This window comes from Acidovorax soli (assembly GCF_900107605.1).
Classification (GTDB): Bacteria; Pseudomonadota; Gammaproteobacteria; order Burkholderiales; family Burkholderiaceae_C; genus Acidovorax; species Acidovorax soli.
Genome location: NZ_FNQJ01000021.1, coordinates 33,524 through 55,300 on the forward strand (window position 1 = coordinate 33,524; position 21,777 = coordinate 55,300).

23 protein-coding genes, 1 tRNA gene, 2 pseudogenes and 1 riboswitch are annotated in these 21,777 nt (G+C 62.2%); of the genes and pseudogenes, 13 read left to right on the forward strand and 13 right to left on the reverse strand.

The annotated features are described in order from the left end of the window. Positions 1–5 precede the first annotated feature (5 nt). Positions 6–683: an energy-coupling factor ABC transporter permease gene (locus BLW02_RS13490; protein WP_008906455.1), complete on the reverse strand. Its 678-nt coding sequence runs from the start codon at positions 681–683 to the stop codon at positions 6–8. Between the two features lie 230 nt (positions 684–913). Next, a riboswitch (cobalamin riboswitch) is annotated at positions 914–1,154 on the reverse strand. A gap of 294 nt (positions 1,155–1,448) precedes the next feature. Here BLW02_RS13490 and BLW02_RS13495 point away from each other — a divergent pair. From BLW02_RS13495 to BLW02_RS13530, 8 genes and pseudogenes are all read left to right on the forward strand, one after another. Next, positions 1,449–1,952: pseudogene (locus BLW02_RS13495) on the forward strand (tyrosine-type recombinase/integrase); the annotation flags it as partial. A 79-nt stretch (positions 1,953–2,031) separates the two neighbouring features. Further along, a complete protein-coding gene (gene tnpA / locus BLW02_RS13500) occupies positions 2,032–2,460 on the forward strand; it encodes an IS66-like element accessory protein TnpA (protein WP_092699419.1) in 429 nt (142 codons plus the stop codon). After that, positions 2,457–2,789 (forward strand): IS66 family insertion sequence element accessory protein TnpB, encoded by a 333-nt coding sequence (tnpB, locus tag BLW02_RS13505; RefSeq protein WP_159433789.1) that lies wholly within the window; start codon positions 2,457–2,459, stop codon positions 2,787–2,789. The genes tnpA and tnpB overlap by 4 nt, the downstream gene beginning before the upstream one ends. A gap of 82 nt (positions 2,790–2,871) precedes the next feature. After that, on the forward strand, positions 2,872–4,383 hold the full coding sequence (gene tnpC / locus BLW02_RS13510; RefSeq protein ID WP_092699421.1) for an IS66 family transposase: 1,512 nt from the start codon (positions 2,872–2,874) through the stop codon (positions 4,381–4,383). 52 nt (positions 4,384–4,435) lie between these two features. Next, positions 4,436–4,564 (forward strand): annotated as a pseudogene (locus BLW02_RS13515) (integrase); the annotation flags it as partial. 411 nt (positions 4,565–4,975) lie between these two features. Then, entirely contained in the window at positions 4,976–6,226 is a 1,251-nt protein-coding gene (locus BLW02_RS13520; RefSeq protein ID WP_235516236.1) for a site-specific integrase, read from the forward strand. Next, entirely contained in the window at positions 6,223–7,224 is a 1,002-nt protein-coding gene (locus tag BLW02_RS13525) for a tyrosine-type recombinase/integrase (protein WP_092699375.1), read from the forward strand. Before BLW02_RS13520 ends, BLW02_RS13525 begins: the two co-directional genes overlap by 4 nt. After that, on the forward strand, positions 7,217–8,236 hold the full coding sequence (locus BLW02_RS13530; RefSeq protein WP_008903159.1) for a tyrosine-type recombinase/integrase: 1,020 nt from the start codon (positions 7,217–7,219) through the stop codon (positions 8,234–8,236). Before BLW02_RS13525 ends, BLW02_RS13530 begins: the two co-directional genes overlap by 8 nt. Positions 8,237–8,651: 415 nt before the next feature. On the opposite strand, the gene BLW02_RS13535 is transcribed toward BLW02_RS13530, so the two are convergent. Continuing rightward, positions 8,652–8,727, reverse strand: a tRNA-Arg gene (locus BLW02_RS13535). A 381-nt stretch (positions 8,728–9,108) separates the two neighbouring features. On the opposite strand from BLW02_RS13535, the gene BLW02_RS13540 reads away from it, so the two are divergent. After that, a complete protein-coding gene (locus tag BLW02_RS13540; RefSeq protein ID WP_092699377.1) occupies positions 9,109–9,921 on the forward strand; it encodes a c-type cytochrome in 813 nt (270 codons plus the stop codon). Positions 9,922–10,004: 83 nt separating this feature from the next. Here BLW02_RS13540 and BLW02_RS13545 read toward each other — a convergent pair whose 3' ends face one another. Further along, positions 10,005–10,535, reverse strand: coding sequence for a DUF2946 family protein (locus BLW02_RS13545; protein ID WP_092699379.1), 531 nt, complete (start codon positions 10,533–10,535; stop codon positions 10,005–10,007). Next, the gene (locus tag BLW02_RS13550; RefSeq protein ID WP_208859736.1) at positions 10,528–11,592 is read right to left on the reverse strand and encodes a YheT family hydrolase; all 1,065 of its coding nucleotides are present in this window, start codon (positions 11,590–11,592) and stop codon (positions 10,528–10,530) included. The genes BLW02_RS13545 and BLW02_RS13550 overlap by 8 nt, the downstream gene beginning before the upstream one ends. Positions 11,593–11,861: 269 nt before the next feature. On the opposite strand from BLW02_RS13550, the gene BLW02_RS13555 reads away from it, so the two are divergent. From BLW02_RS13555 to BLW02_RS13565, 3 genes are read left to right on the forward strand one after another with little or no spacing between them, the layout of a single operon-like run. Continuing rightward, positions 11,862–12,455, forward strand: coding sequence for a LemA family protein (locus BLW02_RS13555; protein WP_092699381.1), 594 nt, complete (start codon positions 11,862–11,864; stop codon positions 12,453–12,455). A gap of 13 nt (positions 12,456–12,468) precedes the next feature. Next, a complete protein-coding gene (locus BLW02_RS13560; RefSeq protein WP_092699383.1) occupies positions 12,469–13,377 on the forward strand; it encodes a TPM domain-containing protein in 909 nt (302 codons plus the stop codon). 2 nt (positions 13,378–13,379) lie between these two features. Further along, on the forward strand, positions 13,380–13,904 hold the full coding sequence (locus tag BLW02_RS13565; protein ID WP_092699385.1) for a TPM domain-containing protein: 525 nt from the start codon (positions 13,380–13,382) through the stop codon (positions 13,902–13,904). A gap of 101 nt (positions 13,905–14,005) precedes the next feature. Here BLW02_RS13565 and BLW02_RS13570 read toward each other — a convergent pair whose 3' ends face one another. From BLW02_RS13570 to BLW02_RS13610, 9 genes are all read right to left on the reverse strand, one after another. Continuing rightward, a complete protein-coding gene (locus BLW02_RS13570) occupies positions 14,006–14,422 on the reverse strand; it encodes a F0F1 ATP synthase subunit epsilon (RefSeq protein ID WP_092699425.1) in 417 nt (138 codons plus the stop codon). 75 nt (positions 14,423–14,497) lie between these two features. Beyond that, a complete protein-coding gene (atpD, locus tag BLW02_RS13575; protein WP_092699387.1) occupies positions 14,498–15,904 on the reverse strand; it encodes a F0F1 ATP synthase subunit beta in 1,407 nt (468 codons plus the stop codon). Between the two features lie 33 nt (positions 15,905–15,937). Then, a complete protein-coding gene (gene atpG, locus BLW02_RS13580; protein WP_092699389.1) occupies positions 15,938–16,804 on the reverse strand; it encodes a F0F1 ATP synthase subunit gamma in 867 nt (288 codons plus the stop codon). 18 nt (positions 16,805–16,822) lie between these two features. Further along, complete coding sequence (atpA, locus tag BLW02_RS13585; RefSeq protein ID WP_092699391.1) at positions 16,823–18,376, reverse strand: F0F1 ATP synthase subunit alpha; 1,554 nt, start codon at positions 18,374–18,376, stop codon at positions 16,823–16,825. A 41-nt stretch (positions 18,377–18,417) separates the two neighbouring features. Continuing rightward, a complete protein-coding gene (locus BLW02_RS13590; RefSeq protein WP_092699393.1) occupies positions 18,418–18,960 on the reverse strand; it encodes a F0F1 ATP synthase subunit delta in 543 nt (180 codons plus the stop codon). Between the two features lie 9 nt (positions 18,961–18,969). Beyond that, the gene (locus tag BLW02_RS13595) at positions 18,970–19,440 is read right to left on the reverse strand and encodes a F0F1 ATP synthase subunit B (RefSeq protein WP_024813794.1); all 471 of its coding nucleotides are present in this window, start codon (positions 19,438–19,440) and stop codon (positions 18,970–18,972) included. 34 nt (positions 19,441–19,474) lie between these two features. Beyond that, positions 19,475–19,744 (reverse strand): F0F1 ATP synthase subunit C, encoded by a 270-nt coding sequence (gene atpE / locus BLW02_RS13600; protein WP_007847749.1) that lies wholly within the window; start codon positions 19,742–19,744, stop codon positions 19,475–19,477. A 54-nt stretch (positions 19,745–19,798) separates the two neighbouring features. Next, a complete protein-coding gene (gene atpB, locus BLW02_RS13605; RefSeq protein WP_092699395.1) occupies positions 19,799–20,677 on the reverse strand; it encodes a F0F1 ATP synthase subunit A in 879 nt (292 codons plus the stop codon). 19 nt (positions 20,678–20,696) lie between these two features. Then, positions 20,697–21,170 (reverse strand): ATP synthase subunit I, encoded by a 474-nt coding sequence (locus tag BLW02_RS13610; RefSeq protein ID WP_092699397.1) that lies wholly within the window; start codon positions 21,168–21,170, stop codon positions 20,697–20,699. Positions 21,171–21,457: 287 nt separating this feature from the next. Here BLW02_RS13610 and BLW02_RS13615 point away from each other — a divergent pair, with 287 nt between their 5' ends. Then, entirely contained in the window at positions 21,458–21,775 is a 318-nt protein-coding gene (locus BLW02_RS13615) for a YbeD family protein (protein WP_092699399.1), read from the forward strand. The last annotated feature ends 2 nt before the right edge of the window (positions 21,776–21,777 follow it).

Below are 21,777 nucleotides of genomic sequence, written 5' to 3' on the forward strand. Positions count from 1 at the left end.
CCCGGTCAGGCGGCCTGGTGCAGACGGCGATCCACCACCGCGCTGCCCTGCAGGCCACGCAGCGTCTTGGCCAGTGCGAGCACGGCCAGATCGATCAGCGGCTCGGCCAGCACCACGCTCATGTAGGCGGCGCCGAAGCTGCCGATGCTCACCAGGTTCTCGGCGCCCAGGCCACGCCCGTAGAGCGCCCAGAAACCCACCCACAGCACGATGCCGCCCTGGTAGGCCAGCGACAGCTTCAGGGCCTGGCCGTAGCGCAGATCCACATAGGCCATCTGGTCGGGAATCACGCGGCGAGCCAGCGCCGCGGTGGCGAACAGCGGCACCAGCAGCGTGGTCACGTTCATACCGTACTGCGGCAGGTCGAAGGGTGCAAAGAACAGGCCCTGGATCAGCAACCCACCCGCCAGCCCGATGGCCGCGGGTGCCGCGCCGAACAGCAGCATCAGCGTGGTGCCCAGGATCAGGTGCACCTCGGACACGCCCACCGGGTGGTGCGGCAGCACCTCGAAAAAGCAGAACACCAGCGCCGTGGCCAGCGCGGCCCGTAACAGCAGGGCCGCTGCGCCGTCCTTTCTGATCGCGTCCGCGGACAGCTTGGCCGTGTAGCCGATGCAGGCGGCCGCCGTGGTGTAGCTCAGGGCGAGCTTGGCCCCGTCCACCAGACCTGGTTCGATGTGCATGAAGTGACTCCTTGGGTTGGATGCGTTGGACACAACGCGGTTAAAAAGTCGGCAAAGACCCAAGGGAGAGGTGAGGACAGGTTCCGTCGGCGAACGGACAGCCCCCGGCGAGCGCACGCGCAGGCGCTGGCACAGACTCGCAAAGCAATGCGAAGGGACGACATGAGAACACCGGCGAAGACCCCTCACCGCCTTCCCCGACGGTGTTTGGGTAATGCGGCTGCGCTTGGGGCGCAGCCTCCTTGTTGGCCGGTATCCGGGCTGACAGAACGTTTCTCAAAGCCTTCCCGGTGTGACCCAGTGGCGAAATTTTGAGAAATGGGGGCCTTGGCAATGCCTTGGACCACCCGTCTGCTTACCGTTGCGGGGGCAGCGCAGGTTAGGTTCGTCCGTGTGGGACTCGCCCTCCTGCTTCCCGTTGAACTGCGATGCCTGAACAGCATCGCGAGCACCAACAGCTTTTATTCTATACCCCCAAAAATTGCTCGGAGCGTTTGAGCGGCAACGTTGCAATCCTAGAGCTCGTGCATCGGAGCATGGAGCACAGGCGAGAGGCTCGTATTGGCTGACACTCCGCACTCCAATGCTGCACTCCTGAAGCTGAAGTGCTTGCTTAGTGGGTGGGGAGTCCCCTTCTGCAGGTCTGTCTCGATCTCGCTCGCACCCACCCGGTCACATAGTTTCAGATGACGACTTGACCCAGAACAAGACGAAGGAAGGTATCAGGCGCAAGCTGTCGGCCCCTCAACTCGATGGGAGACCATCATGGAAACTCCGAGCAGTTCCGTTCACCACGAGCCTTGGAACAAGGGAAAGATAGTGGGGCAAAAGGCACCCTTCAAGCTGAAGGAGATATGGGCGTTACGGGTGCGCCTACAGATGCAAGGGCGCGTCCGAGAACTTGCGCTCTTCAATCTGGGCATCGACAGCAAACTACGTGGTTGCGACCTCGTGGCCCTCAAGGTTCGTGATGTGTGTCACGGGGACCAACTGGCCGCGCGAGCCATCGTCATGCAACACAAAACGCAGCGACCGGTGCAGTTCGAAATCACCGCAGCAACCCGAGACGCGCTGCAGGCATGGATCCAGCTGGCAGCGTTGAAATCGGATGATTTCCTGTTTCCAAGCAGGTTGCACGAGTCTCCGCACCTGGGGACTCGGCAGTACGCGCGGATTCTTGGGCACTGGGTGGACGAACTCGGGCTGGATCGCGCCGACTACGGGACACATTCGATGCGGAGAACAAAGGCGACACTGATCTATCGTCGGTAAGCGGCTGGCAAACCCATCTTGAATGACCTGATCGGTCTGAGCAAGATCATGTGCACGCAACATGAACGTGGACACGATGCTCAAAGACCCTCAGACCCAGCGATATGCGCAGCGCCGTACGCACCGCACCTACACCCCGCAATTCAAGGCCGAACTGGTGGCCATGTGCCAGAAGCCCGGCGCATCGATCGCGGCGGTGGCCCTGCAACATGGCATGAATGCCAACTTGCTGCACCGCTGGCGCAAGGAGTGGGCGCAGGGACTACACCGCCTTGAAGGTGGCATCACTACGACAGTCGCAACACCTCAGACCCCGGCCTTCATTCCTATCGAGCTGAGCCACGCAGCGTCAACGGCCGCCAGTGAGCAGCCCAGCGTTGCCTCCTCAACGCCAGCGGCCGACATCCGTATCGAATGCCAACGTCCCGGCATGTCCGTGACTGTGCACTGGCCCTTGTCTGCCGCGGCCCAGTGCGCCCAGATGCTGCGCGAGTTGCTGCGGTGATCCGCATCGATGCGGCCTGGCTGGCCACCGCCCCCCTGGACATGCGAGCGGGAACCGACACCGCCCTGGCGCGGGTGATCGCCACCTTCGGCGCGGCCCATCCGCACCACGCCTACGTCTTCGCCAACCAGAGAGCCAATCGCCTGAAGGTTCTGGTGCACGACGGCGTGGGACTGTGGCTGGTTGCGCGCCGGTTGCACCAGGGCAAGTTCGTCTGGGCGCCGCCGGGCAGTCCGAACGTGGCACTGGAACAAGCTCAACTGGACGCCCTGGTACTGGGCTTACCCTGGCAACGCGTGGGCTCGCGCGGCGCCATCACCGTGATCTGAATCTTCGGTTCGACGATGAATTCATGGCAATTGGGAGATGTGCCAATGGCCTTGGCTGTTGGTGATTGGCACACTGCGGGTCATGGTGATCGACGAGCAAGCCCTGGGCGAACTGGACGCAGAGCAACTGCGCGAAGTGACCCAGCGCCTGCTCACCGAATTGCGCCACCAGCGTGCCCTCAACGAGAAGCTCGCCTATGAGTGCGCGCTGCTCAAGCGGCTGAAGTTCGCCGCCCAATCTGAGCGTCACAGCGCCGATCAGCGCAACCTGCTGGAAGAGGAACTCGACAGTGACCTGGCCGCCGTCGCGCACGAGATCGAGCAATTGCGTCCGGCACAACCTGCTGCCCAGAAGCAGCAACCCAAACGCACACCGCTGCCGGCCAATCTGCCACGGCGCGAGATACACCACGAACCCACGTCCACGACATGCCAGTGCGGCTGTCAGCTCAAACGCATCGGCGAGGACATGGCCGAGAAGCTGGACTACGTGCCGGGTGTCTTCACCGTGGAACGTCACATCCGGGGCAAGTGGGCCTGCGCGAAGTGCCAGACCCTCACGCAGGCGCCGGTGGCCGCCCACGTCATCGACAAAGGCATCCCGACAGCTGGCCTGCTGGCCCAGGTGCTGGTGGCCAAGTACGCCGACCATCAGCCTTTGTATCGGCAGGAGAACATCTTCGGTCGTGCCGGTCTGGCCATTCCAAGATCCACCCTGGCGCAATGGGTGGGCACCTGCGGAGCGCGGCTGCAACCACTGGTCGATGCCCTCAAGGCCGAAGTGCTCCAGCACCGGGTGCTGCACGGCGACGAGACCCCGGTGGCCATGCTCAAACCGGGCAACGGCAAGACACACCGGGCCTACCTGTGGGCCTATGCCCCGGGAGCGTTTGAAGCCACGCGCGCCGTGGTCTATGACTTCTGCGAGTCACGCGCGGGCGAACACGCCCGAGCCTTCCTGGGGGACTGGCGCGGCAGTCTGATCTGCGACGACTACGCCGGGTACAAGGCCAGCTTCAGCCAAGGCGTGACCGAAGCCGGTTGCCTGGCACACGCCCGGCGCAAGTTCTTCGACCTGCACGCGGCCAACAAGAGCCAGATCGCCGAATTTGCCCTGACGCAGTTCGCCCGAGTCTATGAGATAGAACGGGAAGTCCATGCTCTACCGGCACCGAAACGGCTGCAGGTGCGTCAGCAGCACAGCCGGCCGATACTGGACGCCTTGCACGAATGGATGGTGCTGCAGCGCCAGCAGGTGGCGGGCAACTCGGCCACAGCCAAGGCACTGGACTACAGCCTCAAGCGCTGGGCGGCGCTCACGCGCTTTGTCGATGACCCGCAATTGCCGGCTGACAACAATTGGATCGAGAACCAGATCCGGCCCATTGCCCTTGGGCGCTCGAACTGGTTGTTTGCCGGTAGCCTGCGCGCGGGTCAGCGAGCAGCGGCCGTGATGAGCCTGATCCAGTCGGCACGCATGAACGGGCACGACCCATATGCCTACCTCAAGGATGTGCTCACCCGGCTGCCCGCGCACAAGGCCAGCCGCATCGAAGAGCTCTTGCCGCACCGCTGGCAACCCGCCGACATCTGAGCCTCAGCCTTGACCGCCAGCAGAGGTCAACATGGGTTCACCGCGCGCATACTATCGTCGTACCAAAAACCTGCGAGCCGTGCAGTTGCTGCTGGGACACTCGAAGCTCGAATCGACCGTGAGATACCTCGGCATCGAACTCGATGATGCTCTCGAAATCGCGGAGCAGACGGAAATTTGAGCAGGGTATGAGTGGCCGATTTCTACTGGGCGCCCAGCGGCCACCCCTTTCGCGTGGAACTAAGGTTCACGACATCTGCCTCCCCTTCACAAGAAGGGAGTGCTTTGTTTGCCACTGATTTCCCGCGATATACACGCAGTCGTTGGACAAAAAAAGATCGAGACCGTTTGGGTGACCGCTTCGTCGACGAGAGCAGTCGTTGTGTGGTTCCCGGCGAACTACTGCAACCGCTGCTTATGGAGAGCTCTCCATAAGCAGCGTTATGCACAGCACGCAGTTATGGACAGTTGGCCAGTCTGAACGCGCCAGAGGCTGTGATCGCCCTGGTAGATCGCAAGGAGGCGGTGCCGTTGAACTGGACATAAGTTCGCAGTCGGCGCATGAATGGTGATCTCACAACTGGAGATCACCATGGACTTGATTCTTTCGATGCACCCGATGGCCAGGGCATGGCTGCTCGATGGCCCGCTGTCTTCATACGTCGGGGCGTTCCAGGCATTGCTGGAGCGCGGCCGGTACGCCGAAGGCAGCTCGGAGACTGCCCTTCGTGCCTGGTCGCACTTTGCCCACTGGATGGCGAAGTGCCAGGTATCTGCCGAACAGATCGACGAAGCCCTCGTCGAGCAGTTTCTGGATTCGCATCTGCCGCGCTGCGACTGCCATCCCGCGGCTCTGCGTACACGCAGCGGCTTGAGCGCCAGTCTCGGACACCTGCTCGCCTTGTTGCGGGAACAGCATGTCATCGTGGAACTGCCAGGCCCCAGCGGTCCCATTGCAGAAGAACTGAACCGTTACAACGTCCACATGCGCGACGCCCGCGGCCTGGCGATAGGCACGCGCGAGGATCGGCTGGTACTCGTAGGTCGTCTGCTGCAATGCAAGTTCGCGGGCAAGGCCATCGCCATCGGCGAGTTGCAGCCGGAAGACGTTCGCGGCTTCATCGCAACCGAGCTCACGCGGGTCAGCAGCGGGTCGCATTCCAGCGCGGTCACTGCTGCGCTGCGGGCCTACTTCCGATACCGCGGGACCTGCGGTGACGCAGTGAACAGCCTGCTCGGCGCTATCTCGTCGCCGGTGCGATGGAGCCAAGCATCGTTGCCGCGCGCGCTGACGACCGAGGAGGTCCAGCGCCTCGAAGCGCATTGCGCCGAGGCCAAGCGGGCTCCGCTGCGCCTGCTGGCCATGGTGCGCCTGGCCTTGGATCTCGGACTGCGCGTGGGCGAGATCGCCAAGCTGGAGATCGGCGACTTCGATTGGCGTGCCGGAACGGTGACCTTGAAGCGAACAAAGTCCCAGCGCCAGGATGTCCTACCGCTGCCGGTGCTCACCGGGCAGGCTCTGGCGGAGTACATGAGACACGAGCGGCCCGCAACCACGCTGCCATCGCTGTTCGTCCGTCGGTTGGCGCCACACGACAAGCCCATCGGCGTCGATGCAGTGAGCCAGGCAATCGGGCGTGCCCTGCGAGGTGCCGGCATCTCACGCGGTTGCCATTCGTTGCGTCACACGCTGGCCTGTCGCCTGGTCAACAGCGGCAGTTCGATCAAGGAGGTCGCCGATGTGCTTCGGCATCGATCGCTGGACACCTCGTTGATCTACGCCAAGCTCGACTTGCAACTGCTTGCCGAGGTCGCTCTGCCTTGGCCTGGGAGTGCATCATGAGCGCCGCAGCATCGGCGAACATCGACCTCACCGCCAAGGTGGAGCAATACCTGGCTGAACGCCTGCGCCTCGGGTTCAAGCCGTGCTCCTCTGATCTCGCTGTGCGCAGCTTCACTCGCTTCATGGTCGGAGAGGGACGCGACATCGCGTTGACGGTAGACGTGATGGTCCAGTGGGCGCACCAGGTACAGCCTCGGTATCTCGTGGGCGGCCGGGCCAATGTCGACACGGCAGCGCGCCGACTGGCAACGCTGCGCCCCTTCATGCGCTGGCTCCAGCAGTTCGATCCGACTGTCGAAGTTCCTGACGATTCCAGCTTCGGTCCGATCCCGCGCCGCGTGGCGCCTCACATCTACAGCGAAGCCGAGATCGCGGCATTGATCGTCGCTGCCCGCCGACTCGGCCCCTCGGATGGCCTTCGTGCCACCACCTATGCAACGCTGTTCGGTCTGATCGCATCGGCCGGGCTTCGGGTCTCTGAAGCGATCAACCTGGCCGACTCGGATGCAGATCTGGACGGCGGCATCCTGACCATACAGCAGACCAAGTTTGGCAAGTCCCGCATGGTGCCGCTGCACCCCAGCGTGATCGGTCCGATGGCAGCCTACCGGGCCTTGCGCCGCCAGTACGTGCCTGCGAAGCCGCAGATGACATTCTTCGTGGGCTCGCGTGGCGTGCACCGGGGTGAACCGCTGGGAGATCGGCAGGTGCATCGAGTGTTCTGTCAGCTGCGCGAGCAATTGGGTTGGATCGATCGCGGCGGCCATGGCCGACCGCGGGTGCATGACCTGCGCCATAGCTTCGCCGTGAGACGGATGATCCTGTGGCACCAGCAGGGAGCGAACCTTGACCAACGAATGCTGGCCCTGTCCACGTACATGGGCCACATCAATATCTCCAGCACGTACTGGTACCTGAGCGGCGTGCCGGAGTTGATGGCGTTGGCCGGCGCTCGATTCGAACGCTTCGCCGACGTCGCGGAGAACGACGATGAGTAGTTCTGAACACCGCAAGCCCGCTCCGCCGAGCTTCGCGACGCTGGTCCAGTCCTTCTTCGCCGAGCACCTGACGCAGCAGCGCGCGTTGAGCCCGCAGACCGTTGCGGCCTATCGGGACGCGTTCGTGCTGTTCCTGGACTTCGCCCAGGCGCAACTGCACAAGACGCCCACGACGCTGTCGCTCGCCGACCTGACGCCCGCGCTGATCCTGGACTTCCTCGATCATCTCGAACGCGATCGGCACAACACCGTTCGCAGCCGCAATGCGCGACTGGCCGCGCTGCGCTCGTTCCTGAAGTTCGCGGCCCGGCGAGACGTGACGGCACTTCAGGTCGTCGAGCAGGCGCTCGGCGTGCCGATGAAGCGCTTCGAGCGGCCGATGTTCGAGTTCCTGACACGCGAGGAGATGCTGGCCGTGATCGGCGCGCCAGGAGCGGATTGGATGGGCCAGCGAGACAAGCTGCTGCTGGCCCTGCTGTACAACACCGGTGCCCGCGTGTCGGAGGCAATCGGCGTAAAAGTGGGCGACGTCGTGCTGGCACCCGCCGCCTGCGTGCATCTGCATGGCAAGGGACGCAAGCAGCGGTCGGTGCCGCTCTGGCGATCGACGGTCAAGGTGATCCGCGCCTGGCTGAAGTTCAACCCGGACCTGACTCCCACGTCGGCGCTGCTGCCCAACCGTGGCGGACAGGCGATGACGCGGTCCAACGTGACGCAGCGCCTGGCATTGGCCGTCAAGAAAGCCGCGCTCACGACGCCGAGCCTGGCCGGGAGAACGATCTCTCCACACTGCCTGCGTCACTCGACCGCTATGCACCTTCTGCAGTCGGGCGTGGACATCAGCGTGATCGCTCTGTGGCTCGGACACGAGAGTCCGGCGACAACGCATCAGTACATAGAGGCCGATCTCGCCATGAAGGAAAAGGCACTGGCCAGGCTTCAGGATCCCAATGTGGTCCCACAGCGGTTCCGGGCAGAAGACGATCTGTTGAAGTTCCTCAAGACCTTGTGATTACGTGAAGTTCAAAGACGCGACCGCAGCCCTCTTGCGAGGGCGGCGACGCCGCGCTGCCGGACCAACTGTGCATAACTGCGTGCTGTGCATAACGCTGCTGAACAGTCATTTGATTGCTTATCCCCCAAGTGGGAAGGTTTAGCAGTCAACGGAGCATCCATCAAGAGATGACGGCAAGCTGAAGAACTTTCGATGGGCCACGGGCCCAATGGTCAAAAATCCCTTGAAGCTTCATCTCTGCGCTATGGCAGGGCCACGCATGGGCCACAGGCGGGCCATGAACACAGACGTCAGAAAACTGTGACCCTGAGCCTCAAGGCCTTATTGGCTGCTGAGAGCGGTCAACTCTGAGACTTGAACCAAAATTTGACTGTATCGTGGGCCATGGAAAACTCACGTAAGTCCTTGATTTTGGTGCGGCTGGCGGGGATCGAACCCACGACCCTCGGCTTCGGAGGCCGATACTCTATCCACTGAGCTACAGCCGCAACTCTTAAAAGACCAATACTCAAAATTCCGCTGACAGCCCGGATGACTATAGCCTTCGGAGGCCAATACTCTATCCACTGAGCTACAGCCGCACTAGATGCACTGCACAAACCCTCCGATTATTGCACGCGCAAGCACTCGAACACCCACAAATCCATTGCGAAATCATGCGCTGAGCGCATCCAATCGGAACAACCAGAGGTCAGAGGCACCGACACACCGCTGCGCCTGCGGCCCACCTGCCTCAGACCGGCGACCTCGCTTGTACCACCCGGAGTCTATGCACCTCTATCGAAGGCGTAGCAGTCTGCACTGGCAATACATCATCGCACCTATAATCAAAGGTTGATTTCATCAAGCCCCGATACACTGAGGACGTCATGAGCGACAACAACCATCACGAAGAAGCGCATACCGGCCCAATCAAGAACCCCAAGCAGCTGCTGGTAGCGGTCATTTTCTCGTTTGTGATTCCTATCTTCGCCATCATTGGCCTCGTCCTGTATGTCACCTCAGACAACAAGACGGCGGCGGGCTCGGCCAATCCCGAAAAAGCCATTGCCGAGCGCATCCAGAAGGTGGGATTGGTGGAAATCCGCGACGCCAACCGCCCACTGCGCGGTGGTGAGGATGTCTTCAAGGGCCAATGCGCCGCCTGTCACACCACGGGCGCAGCAGGCGCTCCCAAGCTCGGGGATGCTGCCGCCTGGGGCCCACGCATCAAGACGGGCCTGGACGCACTGGTTCAGTCCGCACTCAAGGGCAAGAATGCCATGGCACCACAGGGTGGTGGCGAGTTCAATGACACCGAGATAGCCCGTGCGGTGGTCTACATGGCGAATGCTGCTGGCGCCACCTTTGCAGTACCAGCGGCCGCAGGTGCTCCTGCGGCTCCCGCAGCTCCAGCCACTGCCGCTGCCGCGGCACCGGCGGCAGCCGCAACCACCACGGCATCGGCCAATGGCGAGAATCTGTACAAGCAGGCTTGCCAGGTGTGCCATGGTGCCGGCATCGCAGGCGCACCCAAGTTTGGAGACAAAACCGCCTGGACTCCTCGCCTGGCTGCTGGCATGGATGCGGTGTATGCCAATGCCGTGCAGGGCAAGGGCGGTATGCCAGCACGCGGCGGCACCCAGGCATCGGATGCAGACCTGCGTGCTGCCGTGGATTACATGGCTGCTGCGGCCAAGTAATCCCAGCTCCTGGACCTGAGCCGACCCGTGGGGTCGGCTTTTTTGTGTCCGCAATGGGCGGCACCCCCACCCAGACGGACGCGTCAGCGCTGCGAACTGTGCGCCTTGGGACTCAACACAAAACCGTACCGGCCCGGCAGTTCGCTATTGAGCGCCGCTTGCGGCGACCAGATCCCCTGGTCCACGGCGTCCGCCACCAACCCCATGTCCAGGGTGTGAACCAGGCCCACTCCGATGGTAGAGGGCAAAAAAATCCGACCGAACTCATCCTGCAAACAGTCCAACGCAACGGCTTTGGCGCCCGTGTGGGTTCGTAGCGAAAAGTCTGGTTCGACCCGCCACACCCAGGGCGCGCATTCCAGCTCAACGTATACCCGCTGTGGACCATTCTGAAAAAACCACTGCCCCTGGGCGTCCTGCTCGTAGTTGCGCTCAATGAAGTTGATGAGTTTTTCGTGCTGCAGCAAGGAGCCCCGACTCTGGGGGAAAGGCCCAGCCGCCTGCACGGCATCGTCACGCAGGTACCACCGCCCGCGCGCATCAAGACCTAGCCAGCCGTAGCAAGCGGGAACATTGGGCCACTTGGCAAGGGCCTGTTTGACGATGTCATCCATGGGCCGATTGTGCTCCGTTCAGCGCCACGCCTGCGTCCGGCGATCCATGGGCATGCTGGTGCAGCCACATCGCCACCGCTTGCGGCATGGCACGCACATGCCCTGGCAGGCAGCCCTGTGCAAAACCCACATGCCCGCCGTGCAGCGGCTGCCACAAACGGACATACGGCCCCACCTCGCTGGCGGTCGGCAAACTTGCTGCCGGCACAAAGGGATCATTGCGGGCATTGACCGCCAGCGCGGGGATGCGGATGCGGTGGAGCAAGGGCTTGGCAGAGGCGCGACACCAGTAGTCCTCTGTGTTTCTGAAGCCATGCAAGGGCGCGGTGAACACGTTGTCGAACGCATACAGATCACGCGCCCGCAGCAGCGTATCACGGTCAAACAGACCCGGATGCTGCGCCAGCTTTTGCAGGGCTTTGGGAATGAGCGTACGCATGAACATGCGTGTGTACACCTGCCGATTGAACCCCCGACCAATCGCCCTGCCCCCGGCCGCCAGATCCAGCGGCGAGCACACCGCTGCCACGGCATCAGCACAGCGCCCTGCCTGCGCTCCGGCCTCTGCTGCCCACCGCAACAGTGCGTTGCCGCCCAGCGAGACACCCACCGCCAGCAGCGGCCCACGGTGGGCCGAACGCAGGCGCTGCAGAATCCAGCCCATCTCTTCGTAATCACCCGAATGGTAGGCCCGGGGCGCTCGGTTGATTTCACCGCTGCAGCCGCGAAAATGGGGCAGCGCGCAGGCCCAGCCGCGTTCGCGGGCCACATCGGCAAAAGCCTCGCCGTAGTGGCTGCGGGAAGAACCCTCTAGGCCATGGAAAACCACCAGCAACGGCCGCTGCATGCCCGGCGGCACGCCGTCTGCGAGGTAGTCTACGTCCAAGAAATCTGCGTCGGGCGTCGTCCAGCGCTCGCGCCGGTAAGGCAGCGGCGCCCCCGCCACACGCCGCGAATACAGCGCCGGCCAGATCGTCTGCAGCTGCCCTCCGGGCAACCAGCGTGGTGCCGCATAGTTCAGGGATTCCTGGGCACATTCAGCAGGTTTTTCAGGCATTTTTTCTCCCTGCACAAGCCATTCCGGCCACCCATTGCTGACGCGCCTGGCAAGTCGCCGCTTCAAAGGGGACTGCAGGGGCACGCTAGGTAGCGGCATCGCTGTCTGCACGGGTCATGGGTTGGGGTGGCGGTCGCAAGACTGGTATTGTGCGTTGTCCCGGACGGCGCCAGCGTTGCCCGGGTCTTGGGGCCACGCCCGCCTTGCGGCAGAATTCGAAGGCACTTGGCTCTTTGCAATCCCGCTTCTTCAGACACAGGCCCGCCACCATGAAACGTCTTTTTGCCCTTCTCACGGCTGCACTGCTCTTGACAGGCTGCGGCTACAACGATTTTCAGCGCCTGGATGAACAGTCCAAGGCCGCCTGGAGCGAGGTGCTCAACCAGTACCAGCGCCGCGCCGATCTGGTGCCCAACATCGTCGCCACGGTGAAGGGTGAAGCCAGCTTCGAGCAGGATACGCTGACCAAGGTGATCGAGGCCCGCGCCAAGGCCACCTCCATCCAGGTGACGCCGGCAACCCTCAATGATCCCGCCGCTTTCGCCAAATTTCAGGCCGCGCAGGGAGAGCTATCGGGTGCACTGTCACGGCTGATGGTGGTGGCCGAGCGTTACCCTACCCTCCAGGCCAACCAGGGTTTTCGGGATTTGCGCGTGACGCTGGAAGGCACGGAAAACCGCATTACCGTAGCCCGCAACCGATACATTCAGACAGTGCAGGAATACAACGTGCTGGCGCGCAGCTTCCCCACCAACCTGACCGCCATGGCGTTCAGCTACGCCCCCAAACCTGTTTTCAGTGTACAGAACGAGGCGCAGATCACGACGCCCCCCGCGGTGGATTTTTCGGCATCCAAACCCTGATATGTGATCATTTATGCCTTTAGCGCTTATCCGCATTGCGCTATTAGCTATATTATTTATAGCGATTGACTGGAGCGATGCCCGCGCTGACACGCTGCAACCTGTTCCGGCACTCACCGCCCGCGCGCTGGACCAGACCGGCACGATGACCCCCAGCCAGCTGCAGGCGCTGGAGCAGCAACTGGCAACCCTCGAACAATCCCGAGGCGCGCAGGTGGTGGTGCTGATGGTGGCCACCACGGCCCCCGAAGACATCGCCAGCTATGCCAACCGCGTCGCCAACGACTGGAAAATCGGCCGCCGCGCAGTGGGTGATGGTGTGCTGGTGCTCGTGGCCAAAGACGACCGCAAGATGCGGCTGGAGGTCGCCAAGACGCTGGAAGGGGCCATTCCTGACATCGCCGCGGCCCGCATCATCGACACCGCCATGAAGCCGCGCTTTCGCGAAGGCGATTTTGCCGGCGGCCTGCAAGCCGCTGTCACGCAGATTGCCGCCCGCATCGCCAACGAAGGCCTGCCCGAACCGCCATCGCCGGCGCGCACGTCAGCCCAGAATGACGCCATCGACTGGGGTGAATGGGCCATCTTCCTGTTTCTGGGCGTCACGGTGGTTGGCCCCGTGGTCCGCGCCCTGCTCGGCAATGCCGTGGGCACGGTGCTGACCGGGGCCTTGGCGGGGGTCGTGGCTTATGTGGCCACGGCCAGTGTGCTGCTGGCCGGCCTGGCGGGCCTGGCCGCGCTGGTCTACACGTTGCTCAGCGCCTCCTCCCGTGCCATGTCCGGGCACGGGCGTGGCGGCGGCTGGGGTGGAGGCACCGGCGGCGGTGGTGGCTGGAACGGCGGATCTTCCCGCGGTGGCGGTGGTTTCAGCTCGGGCGGTGGTGGCGATTTTGGGGGCGGTGGCGCCTCGGGAGACTGGTGAACATGGCTGGACCTTTTTCCTGGATTGGCGCCCTTGCCCGCCTGTTGTGGCACCGTTGGAATGATCCGTTCGTACGCCGCGCGCTGCCGGAAAGCGCCCTGCAGCGCCTGACTGCCCGCATCGCGGCCAGCGAACGGCGGCATACCGGTCAGATCCGCATCTGCGCCGAAGGCGGCCTGCCCTGGAGCTATCTGCTGCGCCAGGCACCCGTTCGTGAGCGCGCACTGATGATGTTCAGCAAGCTGCGTGTGTGGGATACCGAGCACAATAACGGTGTGCTCATCTACCTCCTGCTGGCGGAACACTCGATCGACATCGTGGCCGATCGGGGGCTGCACGCGCATGTCGCCAGCAGCGAGTGGCAGCAGATGGTTGCCCGCATGTCATCCGCCTTCCGCGCGGGATATTTCGAACAGGGTCTGGATCAGGCCGTGGACGAGGTGACAGCACTGCTGTGCCGCCATTTCCCCACCCGCGCCAGCAGGGATCGCCCCAACGAATTGCCCGACGAACCGCATATCCAGTGACCTGGGTGCATCACGGCATGATTTGCCGTGGATTGCAAAGTGCCCATGAAAAAACCCGGCCAAGCCGGGTTTTTTCATGGGCGATCAACCGAAAGGTCAACTCACCGCTTCTGGCGGAACTTGCGCAAGGCGGCGATCTGCGCGGCCATGACGGCCAGTTCGGATTGCGCCTTGGCCAGATCGATCTCGCTCTTGGCGTTTTTCAGGGCTTCTTCTGCAGCAGCCTTGGCAGCATTGGCCTTCTCGTCGTCCAGATCCTTACCACGGATGGCGGTGTCGGACAACACGGTCACGCAGTCGGGCTGAACTTCCAGAATGCCGCCGGCCACGAAAACAAACTCTTCGCTGCCATCGGCCATTTCAATGCGCACCGAGCCGGGCTTGATGCGCGTGATCAGCGGAGTGTGGCGTGGGTACACACCCAGTTCGCCCGCTTCGCCGGGCAGCGCAATAAAGCGCGCTTCACCGGAGAAGATGGACTCTTCGGCACTGACCACATCGACGTGGATGGTGTTCATCATTGCTCCTGGGAAAAGATGGTTGGCAGGATTGGCGAAAGGCTGGCCGGCCGGAACCGGTCAGCCATTGCGCAATCAGGCCACCTTCTTGGCCTTTTCGAAGGCTTCGTCAATGGTGCCGACCATGTAGAACGCCTGCTCTGGCAGGTGATCACACTCGCCGTTCACGATCATCTTGAAACCACGGATGGTTTCCGACAGCGGAACGTACTTGCCGGGCGAGCCCGTGAACACTTCGGCCACGTGGAAAGGCTGCGACAGGAAACGCTGGATCTTGCGCGCGCGGGCCACGGCCAGCTTGTCTTCAGGTGCCAGTTCGTCCATGCCCAGAATGGCGATGATGTCACGCAGTTCCTTGTAGCGCTGCAGCGTGCCCTGCACGGCGCGGGCCGTGGTGTAGTGGTCTTCACCCACCACGTTCGGGTCCAGCTGGCGGCTGGTGGAGTCCAGCGGATCCACGGCGGGGTAGATACCCAGCGAGGCGATGTCGCGCGACAGCACCACGGTGGAGTCCAAGTGGGCAAACGTTGTGGCTGGCGAGGGGTCGGTCAAGTCATCGGCTGGCACGTAAACGGCCTGGATGGAAGTGATCGAGCCGACCTTGGTGGAGGTGATGCGCTCCTGCAGACGGCCCATTTCCTCGGCCAGCGTAGGCTGGTAGCCCACGGCGGAAGGCATGCGGCCAAGCAGAGCGGACACTTCGGTACCGGCCAGCGTGTAGCGGTAGATATTGTCCACGAAGAACAGCACGTCGCGGCCTTCGTCACGGAAGGATTCCGCGATGGTCAGACCGGTCAGGGCCACGCGCAAACGGTTGCCTGGGGGCTCGTTCATCTGGCCGTAGACCATGGCGACCTTGGACTCTTCGAGCTTCTCCAGGTTCACCACGCCGGAATCGGCCATTTCGTGGTAGAAGTCGTTCCCTTCGCGGGTACGCTCGCCCACACCAGCGAACACCGACAGACCCGAGTGGGCCTTGGCGATGTTGTTGATGAGTTCCATCATGTTCACGGTCTTGCCCACGCCGGCGCCACCGAACAGGCCCACCTTGCCGCCCTTGGCGAACGGACACACGAGGTCGATCACCTTGATGCCGGTTTCCAGCAGCTCTTGCGAAGGCGACAGTTCGTCGTACGCAGGGGCCTTGCGGTGGATGGACGCGGTCAGGTCCTGGCTGACAGGACCACGCTCGTCGATGGGCGCGCCCAGCACGTCCATGATGCGGCCCAGCGTTGCCTTGCCCACGGGCACGGTGATGGGGCTGCCGGTGTTGGTCACCATGATGCCGCGGCGCAGGCCGTCGGAAGAACCGAGCGCAATGGTACGCACGATGCCATCGCCCAGCTGCTGCTGCACTTCCAGCGTCAGGGTCGAGCCTTCGAGCTTCAGAGCATCGTAAACCTTGGGCATCTGGTCGCGTGGGAACTCAACGTCCACCACAGCGCCGATACATTGAACAATCTTGCCTTGCACTTGAGCCATTTTTCGCTCCAATTTAGATGTTGGTTGAGCTGCTTACACAGCAGCGGCGCCGGACACGATTTCCGAAAGTTCTTTCGTGATCGCTGCCTGGCGCGTCTTGTTGTAGACCAGCTTCAACTCGCCAATGACGCTGCCGGCGTTGTCGGTGGCGGCCTTCATGGCCACCATGCGTGCCGACTGCTCGGACGCCATGTTTTCCGCAACCGCCTGGTAGATCAGGGACTCGACATAACGGACCAGCAGCTCGTCAATGACGCTCTGCGCATCGGGCTCGTAAATGTAGTCCCAGCCATGCTCCGTCTTCTCGGCATGCATCTGCTCGGACGACAGGGGGAGCAACTGCTCCACCACCGATTCCTGCTTCATGGTGTTGATGAACTTGGTGTAGCTCAGGTACACCGCGTTGATCTTGCCTTCTGCATAAGCATCGAGCAGCACCTTCACCGGACCAATCAGCTTGTCCAGATGGGGCGTGTCGCCCAGACCCGTCGCATGCGAAACCACCTTGGCGCCGACACGGTTCAGGAAACCCAAACCCTTGTTGCCAATGGCCACGGCCTCGGTGGACACGCCAGCGCTCTGCAGCTCACGCAACTTGGTCGTCACGGCACGCAACACGTTGGTGTTCATGCCGCCGCACAGGCCCTTGTCGGTCGTCACCACAATCATGCCCGCCACCTTGGCATCGTTCACTTTCATGAACGGATGCACGTATTCGGGGTTGGCGTGGCCGAGGTTGGCTGCAATGTTGCGGATCTTCTCGCTGTAGGGACGGGCGGCACGCATCCGGTCCTGCGCCTTGCGCATTTTGGATGCAGCCACCATCTCCATGGCTTTGGTGATCTTCTTGGTGTTTTCCACCGATTTGATCTTGCCGCGTATTTCCTTGCCTGCTGCCATGATGGCTCCTCGTCCGGTTTAAGCGAACGACTTCTTGAACGCGGCGATCGCTGCGGTCAATTCGGCTTCTGCGTCCTTGTCCATGGCCTTGGCCTGTTCCAGCTTGGCCAGCAGTGCGGCGTAGCTGGTCTTCAGGAACTGGTGCAGGCCGTGTTCGAAGTCGAGAACCTTCTTGACATCGATGTCGTCCATGAAGCCCTTGTTCACAGCGAACAGCGTGGCGGCCATCAGCGAGATGGACAGCGGGCTGTACTGTGCCTGCTTGAGCAGTTCGGTCACGCGGGCACCGCGGTCGAGTTGCTTGCGGGTGGCTTCGTCCAGGTCGGAAGCAAACTGCGCAAACGCGGCCAGTTCACGGTACTGGGCCAGGTCGGTACGGATACCGCCGGACAGGTTCTTCACCAGCTTGGTCTGGGCAGCACCACCCACGCGCGACACCGAGATACCGGCGTTGATGGCGGGACGGATACCGGCGTTGAACAGGCTGGTTTCCAGGAAGATCTGGCCGTCGGTGATCGAAATCACGTTGGTAGGCACGAAAGCGGACACGTCACCCGCTTGCGTTTCGATGATCGGCAGTGCGGTCAGCGAACCGGTCTTGCCCTTCACGGCGCCCTTGGTGAAGGCTTCGACGTAGTCGGCGTTCACGCGGGCTGCGCGCTCGAGCAGACGGCTGTGCAGATAGAACACGTCGCCAGGGTAGGCTTCACGGCCTGGTGGGCGGCGCAGCAGCAGCGAAACCTGGCGGTAGGCCACAGCCTGCTTGGACAGGTCGTCGTACACGATCAGGGCGTCTTCACCGCGATCGCGGAAGTACTCACCCATCGTGCAACCCGAGTAGGCCGACACGTACTGCATGGCAGCCGATTCGGAGGCCGACGCGGCCACCACGATCGTGTATTCCATGGCACCGGCTTGTTCCAGTGCGCGCACCACGTTCTTGATCGACGAAGCCTTCTGACCGATGGCAACGTAGATACAGGTCACGCCCTGGCCCTTCTGGGCAATGATGGCGTCGATGGCCACTGCCGTCTTGCCGGTCTGGCGGTCACCAATGATCAGCTCGCGCTGGCCACGGCCCACGGGCACCATCGAGTCGATGGACTTCAGGCCGGTCTGCAGGGGCTGGTCCACCGATTTACGGGCGATCACGCCCGGAGCAACCTTTTCGATCACATCGGTGAGCTTGGCGTTGACAGGCCCCTTGCCGTCGATAGGCTGGCCCAGGGCGTTCACCACACGGCCGACCAGCTCGGGGCCCACCGGCACTTCCAGAATGCGGCCCGTGCACTTGACGGTGTCGCCTTCGGAGATGTGCTCGTACTCGCCCAGAATCACGGCGCCGACGGAGTCGCGCTCGAGGTTCAGTGCCAGGCCATAGGACGGCTGGCCGTCAGCGGTGGCGGGGAACTCCAGCATTTCGCCTTGCATCACGTCCGACAGGCCATGAACGCGCACGATACCGTCAGACACGGACACCACGGTGCCCTGGTTGCGGATGTCGCTGCTGGCGGCCAGCCCTTCGATGCGGCTCTTGATGAGTTCAGAAATTTCTGCGGGATTGAGTTGCATGACTCTTTCCTTCTTTCTTTGGTTCGCGAGGCCTCGCCGCGTTATGCGGTGAGGGCTGCTTTCATTTGTTCAAGACGGGCCTTGACCGAAGTGTCCAGCACCTCGTCACCCACCACTACGCGAATGCCACCGATCAGGGATTCATCCTGCTGCGCGGTGAGATTGAGCTTGCGGCCGAAACGCTTTTCCAGCGCAACGCCGACCTCGGCCAGTGCCGCACCGTCCATGGGAAAGGCGCTGTACACCACGGCATCCGAAGAGCCGCTGCGGCGATTCACGAGGGCGCGAAACTGCGCAGCCACTTCGGGGAGCGTATTGAGGCGCCCGTTGTCGATGACCGTGCGCAGGAAATTCTTCGCCATGTCGGGCAGCGCAGACCGCGCCACGCCCGTGAAGACGTCAAACACCTGGTTCGCCGTCACCTTGGGGTTGTCTGCCAGCTGGCGCAACTGGGGGTTGGCGGCAATCGCCGCCAGTTCATCCACCCAGGCAGCAGTGCTGCCCAGATCGACGCCCGCACCCGCCGTAGCAGCCTTGAACAAGGCATCGGCGTAAGGGCGTGCAATGGTGGCGAGTTCAGCCATGATGTCCCCTTACAGCTCGGTCTTGAGGCGGTTGAGCAGATCGGCATGGACACCGGCATTGACTTCCTTGCGGAGAATCTGCTCGGCACCCTTGACGGCCAGTGCTGCCACCTGCTCACGCAGGGATTCGCGGGCTTGAACCGTTTGCTGCTCGGCTTCGGCGCGGGCAGCGGCAACAATCTTGTTGCCTTCCTCGGTGGCGCGGGCCTTGGCCTCTTCCACGATGGCCTGGGCACGACGGTCGGCGTCCGCAAGACGCGAGGCCGTTTCGTTGCGCGCCTGCGACAGCTCCTTCTCGACACGCTGGTTGGCAGCAGTCAGCTCGGATTTGGCACGGTCGGCAGCGGCGAGGCCATCGGCGATTTTCTGGGCTCGCTCATCCAGCGCTTTCGCGATCGGTGGCCACACGAATTTCATCGTGAACCACACCAGGATCAGAAAGACAATGGCCTGAACGAACAGGGTCGCATTGATACTCACGGCAACACCTTTCTAGAGTGGCGTTGAACGGGACTTACTTGGGCAGGTTGGCCAAGAACGTCGAAGCGAAGGGGTTGGCGAATGCGAACAGCAGAGCGATAGCCACGCCGATCAGGAAAGCCGCGTCGATCAGACCAGCCAAGATGAACATCTTGGTTTGCAGTTCGTTGATCAGTTCGGGCTGACGGGCCGACGATTCGAGGAACTTGCCACCCATCAGTGCGATGCCGATGGAAGCGCCGATAGCGCCCAGACCAACGATCAGACCACAAGCCAGAGCGACGAGACCGAGAATGTTTTCCATGATGACTCCTGAGTTAAAAAAGAAAAGTTAAGGGAAAGAAAACGAAAGGGAAACTTAGTGCGCGTTGTGCGCCTGACCAAGGTAGATCAGTGCCAGCATCATGAAGATGAATGCCTGCAAGGTGATCACCAGAATGTGGAACAGCGTCCAGATGGTGCCAGCGATGACGTGGCCCACAGGCAGCAGCACACCCGACAGCGACAGCGCAGCCGCACCACCCATGAGGGCAATCAGCATGAACACCAGTTCGCCAGCGTACATGTTGCCGAACAACCGCATGCCATGGGACACGGTGTTGGCCACATATTCAATGATCTGCATGAGCAGGTTCACCACGCCCAGGATCAGGGCGAAGATGGGATTCTTGCTGGTACCGAACGGAGCGGACACCAGCTCGTGCGCCCAGCCGCCCGCGCCCTTGACCTTCACGCTGTACCAGAAGCGCAGGACCAGCACGGCAAAAGCCAGGCCGAGGGTGGTGGACAGGTCGGCGGTCGGGACGACGCGCAGGTAGGCATGGCTTGGATCGTGCCCGGCTGCACCGTAGATTTGGGCCCAGAGGGCGGGCAGCGCATCCACAGGCAGCATGTCCATGAAGTTCATCAGGAAGATCCAGACGAACACCGTCAGACCCAGCGGTGCGATGAACTTGCGGCTTTCGGCGTTGTGAATGTTGGCCTTGGCCTGGTTATCCACCATTTCGACCAGAATTTCCACAGCCGCCTGAAAGCGGCCAGGAACACCGGAAGTCGCCTTGCGGGCGGCCGACCAGAGAATCAAAAGCGTGAGAGCACCCAGAACCAACCCCACGATGATGGAGTCATAGTTGAAGACGGTGAAGTCGACAATCTTGGTCTGGTTGATGTTTTGAAGATGCTGCAGGTGGTGAACGATGTATTCACTTGCAGTCGGAGCGTGCGCTTCTGCGGCCATCGGACAACTCTTCTCTCTATCAATCGGTTTTTCGGACACCAGGCCGCACCCAAAGTGCCACCCAGTACGTTTTCATTGTGATCACCATTCCCACCAGCAAGGCGATCCAGCTCAATCCCGGCACCAGCCGGGGGGCCGCTGCCAGCAGCGCCACTGTCAACACGATCTTGGCGACTTCCCAGCCAAAGAACCCCACCATGGCTGCCCGCGGATTGCCAGACGCCTTGCGGCGAAACACACCACGGGCAAACAGCGCAGCCGGAACCACCACCGCCAGGGCACCATAGGCGGCAGACCAGCCCACCGACGCCCTGCCCGTCAAAATCCAGGCCACCAGAGCCACCAGCATTCCAACCAGCGCCTGACCCGCCACCACCTTCCACACCGAAATGGGAGGATGGCGACTGCGCCACTGTTCAGCCTCTTGGGCCGTCAGGGGCTTGAAGTCAGATTCTTCAGCCTCAGATTCAGTCTCTGGCGCGATTGTTTTCATTGTTCAATGACGCCCGCGTTAAAGACCAGAAATTTACAAAGCCTCTAATTATAAGTAAAAACCCGTGAGGCAAGACAAAAACCTGCATCCCGGGGCCAGGATCGATGCTTGGCGCGCGCCGTTGTGGTGATGCGCCAACGACCATGCCTGAACTCGCCACACCTAGCGCGCGCCCCACCGGCGCAAATCCGACCAACCATCCTTATGCCCTTGCGAGGCCTGTAGCGCACAATGCCAAAGCGTTGCCAGCTATTGAATCCGCAGCAGATACCACGATCCCCAGCACCATGACATCTTCCACTCTACCGCCCGCAAACGGCATCGACCGCCAGACCAACGATCCGCGCAAAGATTCGCTGATTGAATACCCCTCCAGGTTTCCGATCAAGGTCATGGGCGCCAAGGTGGACGGCTTCGTGCATGCAGTCACCGAGCTGGCACGCCAGTTCGACCCGACCTTCGACGCCGCCACGATTGAACTGCGCGACAGCCGCGCCGGCAATTATCTCGGCGTCACCATCACCATCACCGCCACCAGCCGCGAACAGCTCGATGACCTGTATCGGGCACTGTCGTCCCACCCCCTGGTCAAAGTGGTGCTGTAAGG